Below are 5688 nucleotides of genomic sequence, written 5' to 3' on the forward strand. Positions count from 1 at the left end.
ACGCAGTGGTTGAGTGGGCTCTACTACGCTGATTTCATCAGCTTTTACAGCTCTACTCAACTGTGCGGAGGTGGGACGACGAAATCGAATTCTAACGAATTACCGATTTCTGTCCTACTCTCTTTTGTTAAGCCACTTCTTCTGTGAATTGACTATTGTAGAGATCGGCATAGAATCCATTTTGGCTCATGAGTTCTTGGTGGTTGCCTTGCTCGATAATATTTCCATCTTTCATCACGAGAATCAGATCTGCATTACGGATAGTGGACAAGCGATGGGCAATGACAAAGGAAGTTCGGCCTTCCATGAGTTTGTCCATGGCTTTTTGAATTAACTCTTCTGTACGGGTATCGACAGATGAGGTTGCTTCATCCAAGATGAGGAGCGGGGCATCCTTCAAGAGGGCACGCGCAATGGTCAAGAGTTGCTTTTGACCAACGGACAAGGTCACTGAATCATCTAATACGGTCTCGTAGCCATTCGGTAAGGTCCGAATAAAGTGATGGACCCCAACAGCTCGGGTTGCCGCTTCGACCGCTTCATCTGAAATGTCGGCTTGATTAAAGACGAGGTTTTCACGAATAGTGCCTTCAAAGAGCCAAGTATCTTGTAAGACCATCGAAAAGGCATCATGAACTTCTTGGCGACTCATGGCCTTGGTATCCACACCATCGATGGCAATTTTACCAGCTTGAATGTCGTAGAAACGCATCAAGAGATTGACCATGGTAGTCTTACCAGCGCCTGTCGGACCAACAATGGCCACTTTTTGTCCAGGCTTCGCTTCAGCTGTAAAGTCATGGATAATGGTCTTGTCTGGTGAATAGCCAAAGCGCACATGTTCAAAAGTGACATGACCTTTTGGCGCTTCCAATTGGCGAGTTTTTTGGGATTCGTCTTCCATTTCTTCTTCGTCTAAGAATTCAAAGACACGCCCCATAGCAGCACTGGCCGATTGCAATTGGGTAATTCCTTGGGCCATTTGACCAATTGGTTGGGTAAAGATACGGACATAGGTCATAAAGGCCACAATGGTACCGATGGTAATATCCCCATTAATGGTGAGGGCGGCCCCTACGATACAGACCATGACATAACCAAAATTCCCTACAAACTGCATCAAGGGCATCATGATCCCAGAGAAGAATTGTGACTTCCACATGCTCTGGTATAAGTCCTGGTTGATGGCATCAAAATGATTTTTGGCTTGATGACGGCCATTATAAGAAATCACCACATTGTGTCCACTGTAGATTTCTTCTACATAACCTGAAACTTTAGCAAGATTGTCCTGTTGTTGCTTAAAGAGTGGCTGACTCTTGACCATAATGATGCTAGAGAGGGCAAAGCCAGCAAAGACGGATACAATCGCTGTGACAGCTAAGTGCCAGTCCGTCTTAAACATCATAAAGATGGAGCCAATCAATAAGACGATAGAGGAGACCATTTGAACCAAACTTTGGTTAAAGGATTGAGTCATCAAATCCACATCATTGGTCACACGAGACAAGGTATCTCCTTGTTCGTGACTATCGAAATATTGTAGGGGCACGCGATTGATCTTCTCTGCGATAGCATTACGCAAACGTTCCGCAAACTGCTGAATCATAGTAGAGATGATAAAGTTACTACTGTATGAAACCAGTGCTCCCACTCCATAAAGGATGGCTAAGGTCAGGGCAATCGAGGCAATCTTGTCAATATCGATTGTCCCACCCATCCCTTTTGTGATAGTATCCGTGATTTCCTTTAACTTGTCCGGTCCAATGACGGTGATGACGCTGGACACAATCGAAAAGAGAATAGCGATGATGAAAAACAGACGGAATCCCTTCAAATATGGAGAAAGTTGGCTCCAAAGGGACGATTCTTGTTTTGTCTTATGCATGTTCCAACTCCTCCTTAGATAATTGTGAATAGGCAATTTCTTGGTAGACTTCATTAGTCTCAAGCAATTCCTTGTGGGTTCCTTGACCGACGACTTGTCCTTTGTCCAAAACCAAGATCAAGTCCGCATCCATAATGGTCGAAATCCGTTGGGCTACGATCAATTTGGTCGTATCTGCCAGCTCTTCTTTCAGGGCTTGTCGCAAGATACAATCCGTCTTATAATCCAGGGCTGAGAAGGAATCATCAAAAATGAGGATCTCAGGTTTCCGAGCAAGAGCACGCGCGATGGCTAAGCGTTGGCGTTGACCTCCAGAGAAGTTGGTTCCTCCTTGCGCTACTTCTGTGTCCAAGCCCTTTTCTTTTGCGGCAACAAACTCTTTGGCTTGGGCCAATTCAAGAGCTTTCCAGATGGCTTCATCCTCTAATTTTCCTTGACTACTTTCTCCAAATTCCATATTGGAGCGAATAGTGCCGCTAAAGAGAACTGCTTTTTGTGGAATGTAGCCCACCTTATTATTCAATTCTTGGTGGCTGTAGTCCTTAACATTCACGCCATCCACTAAGATTTTTCCTTCCGTCGCATCGTAAAATCGCGGAATCAAATTGACCAAAGTGGATTTCCCAGAACCGGTCGATCCTATGAAAGCAACGGTTTGTCCCTTTTGGGCTGAGAAGGTCACATGCTCAATCACAGCACGAGCACTCCGTCCATATCTAAAGGAAACATCTTGGAATTCGACACTTCCTTTTTCTCCAGTCTCAGTCTTGGACTCACTTGGAAAATCAACAGATGGCTCTAGAGCTAAGACCTGGTTAATCCGTTTTGCGGACACCAAGGCACGAGGAAGAACCATCATAATCGCTACCATCATCATGAAACCAATAACGACCTGCATGGCGTAAGAGGAGAAAGTGACCATATCTGAGAAGACCTTGGTACGATCAGCAAGGGCAGAACTCACGGCAAGCTTTGTGGGATTTGTTGGCATGGCAATATCATTGATCAGATAAGCTCCAATCCAGTAAATGGCAAGTGTCAAGCCACTTGATACCACTGTCATGACCGGATTCATCAAGGACATCAAACGGTAAACAAATAAGTTCAGACTGGTTAAAGCTTTATTTTCTGTTTTGAATTTTTCAGTTTGATAGTCTTCCGCATTGTAGGCGCGAACGACCCGCACCCCTGTCAAACTCTCCCGCGTCGTTGCATTCAAATCATCTGTCAATCCTTGAACCTTTTGCTGGCGCGGAAAGGCAATAAGAACCAGAACAGAGAGAAGGATTAAGACCATCAAGACAGCAATCCCAACAGAAGTTGTCCAGGCATCGCTCTTCCCCCAAATCTTGGTCAGAGCCCAAATAGCCATAATGGGACCACGCGTTACAACTTGCATCCCCATCACAATCATCATTTGCAACTGGGTTAAATCATTGGTCGTCCGGGTCAAGAGAGAGGGAACAGAGAAGTTCTTGATCTCAGCATCTGAGTAATCCATCACTTGATGGAAAATCTCTCCTCGAAGCCGCGTCGTAAAGCTGGCAGCGACTCGTGAAGCCAAAAAGCCCACAAAAACTGCCATCAAAAAACTTCCAAAAGAGAAGAGCAACATCTTGCTTCCCGGATTCATGATATCAGAAACCTTGGTCCCATCCTTGGCTAAGAGGGTCGTGATATCGGATAAGTATTCAGGAGTCTTTAAATCCATCCAAACAGCCAGACAGATAAAGACCGTACTAAGGGCAATCATACCCCATTCTTTGGCGGTTAACCGCCGAAATATATTGATCATTCCTCGCTCCTTTCTTTCATGTTCTCATAAAATTGATGCATGACCGTGAAAAAGATGGTCAAATCTTCTTCTGATACACCAGCCATCATATCCTGGTCTACTTCTTCAAAGAATTGTTTCATGTCATTCAACTTATCTTTCACACTGTCTGTTAGGTAGACATACTTAGCCCGTTTATCGGTTGGACTAGGCTCTAGATAAATAAAGCCATTTTTCTCCATGCGCTTGATCAGGTTACTCGTCACGGATTTTGAGATATGAAGTTCCTGCTCAACATCCCGAATCAAGGTCACCTTTCCCTCTTTCTCACGATGGGATAAAAAGATCAATACCTGACCTTGGGGGCCTGCAATAAATTCAAGGCCACGTTTCTTGGCTTCTCTTTCCATCATAAGATGAATGAGATGGCCGATTTTTTTAAATTCTACTAACGGTTTGTCCATCATCCCTCCAAAATCAATTAGTTCCCAAGAGAACTAGTTAGTGTTTATGAGAACTATTTTACACCTTCCACACAAAAAGTCAAGAAAAAAGTTCTTAAGAGAACTATCCTTTCTAAAAAAATAGTCCTTCTAGATTTTTCTAGAAGGACTATTTGATACGTTAGGAACTAAGAAAATTAAATACGCTCTTTCCAAGAAGTTGCGACTTGGTCTAAGACTTGGTTGAGCTCTTCAATGTTGCGACGACCTTCGGTACGGAGCCACTCACGAGCTGCTGCTTCGCCATTTTTGATGTAGGCTTCTACAGATCCAGCCCAAGTTGCACGGCCACAGAGAACTCCATTGAAGTTTGCTCCTGCTTCATGCGCAAAGACGAGGGTTTCTTGGAAGAGTTTGGCAGAGACACCGGCACTCAAGTAGATGTATGGAAGGTTGGTTGCTGCTTCTTGTTCTTTAAAGAAGGCAGCAGCTTCTTCACGGCTATGAACGATTTCTCCATCGCCAAAGCCTTCTACGTATTTGACATTGACTGGCACTTCTACCTTCAAGATATCGACGTTGAAGCGTGGGTCTGAGAAGACTTTCATAGCTTCGATGACCTTACGAGGTTTTACTTTCGCATATTCTACAGAACCTGCATCCGCAATAGTTTCATCATAAGCCAAGATTTCAAGGAAGAATGGAATTTCTTCTGCAGCACATTCTGAACCGATGCGTTCGATGTAGGCTTGTTTTTCTTGGTTGAGTTCTTCTGCACTATCCACATCATAGTAGAGCAAGAATTTCACTGCATCTGCGCCCTGTTCTTTGATGCGTTTAGCTGACCAAAGGTTAAGGCAGTCTGGCAGACGTTTTGTGCTAGAAGTGTCGTAGCCAGTTTTTTCATAAGCCAACAAGAGACCTGCTTCTGCATCCAAGACCTTGGTTGCTGGAAGTCCATACTCAGGGTCCAAGAGCATAGAAGATGCGAATGGTGTCAATTCTTCAGCCACCAAGACCTTCAATTCTTCCATTTGGGCCACGGTTGGTTCTGCGTCTTGGTACTGAGCCATGAGGCGTTTCAAGGCACCACGTTGGTCAAAGGCCAAGGCTGAGATCACACCCTCTTTGGTGCTCAATTTTTCTAAATAGTTGCGTTTTTGTTCTGTTAATACCATCTTATACCTCTTTTACAATTATATTCTGATACAAATCATCGTAGTGGGCCATATTGACATGCCCTGTCATCTTTTCTTGGGCATTTAGCATCCCTAGGACCATAGCATGGGTCAAGAGGGCCGCGTCATCTTTTCCGCTACTGAGGGCAGCAGAAATCCCAGCTACGGTTGAATCTCCAGATCCCACTGGATTGACCACTTCAATTTTTGGAATATCGACCTTATAGAAGCTGTCTCCATGTTTGGCAAAGGCACCATCTCCACCTAAGGAGACGATAATCCATTCGATTCCTTCAAACAGCGGGTCTTTCAAAACTTCTTTTAAGTCCTCAAAATCCGCCGAAACATCTCGTCCTAAGAGTTGAGATAATTCTTCGCGATTGGGTTTAATCACCGTTGGTTTGA

General features: G+C 44.4%; 5 protein-coding genes. All 5 read right to left on the bottom strand.

The genetic code is table 11. From position 1 onward, the window contains the following. Nucleotides 1–127 precede the first annotated feature (127 nt). Nucleotides 128–1888 (bottom strand): ABC transporter ATP-binding protein, encoded by a 1761-nt coding sequence (locus QZ158_RS07550; protein ID WP_293887282.1) that lies wholly within the window; start codon nucleotides 1886–1888, stop codon nucleotides 128–130. Beyond that, nucleotides 1881–3683, bottom strand: a complete 1803-nt coding sequence (locus QZ158_RS07555) for an ABC transporter ATP-binding protein (protein WP_293887284.1) — start codon at nucleotides 3681–3683, stop codon at nucleotides 1881–1883. Before QZ158_RS07555 ends, QZ158_RS07550 begins: the two co-directional genes overlap by 8 nt. Beyond that, a complete protein-coding gene (locus QZ158_RS07560; RefSeq protein ID WP_293887286.1) occupies nucleotides 3680–4126 on the bottom strand; it encodes a MarR family transcriptional regulator in 447 nt (148 codons plus the stop codon). Before QZ158_RS07560 ends, QZ158_RS07555 begins: the two co-directional genes overlap by 4 nt. A gap of 176 nt (nucleotides 4127–4302) precedes the next feature. Then, on the bottom strand, nucleotides 4303–5283 hold the full coding sequence (lacD, locus tag QZ158_RS07565) for a tagatose-bisphosphate aldolase (RefSeq protein ID WP_293887288.1): 981 nt from the start codon (nucleotides 5281–5283) through the stop codon (nucleotides 4303–4305). A 1-nt stretch (nucleotide 5284) separates the two neighbouring features. After that, a partial coding sequence (locus QZ158_RS07570; RefSeq protein ID WP_293887290.1) for a PfkB family carbohydrate kinase occupies nucleotides 5285–5688 on the bottom strand: 404 nt, incomplete at its 5' end.

The sequence above is a fragment of the Streptococcus sp. A12 genome (genome assembly GCF_905372335.1).
Classification (GTDB): domain Bacteria; phylum Bacillota; class Bacilli; order Lactobacillales; family Streptococcaceae; genus Streptococcus.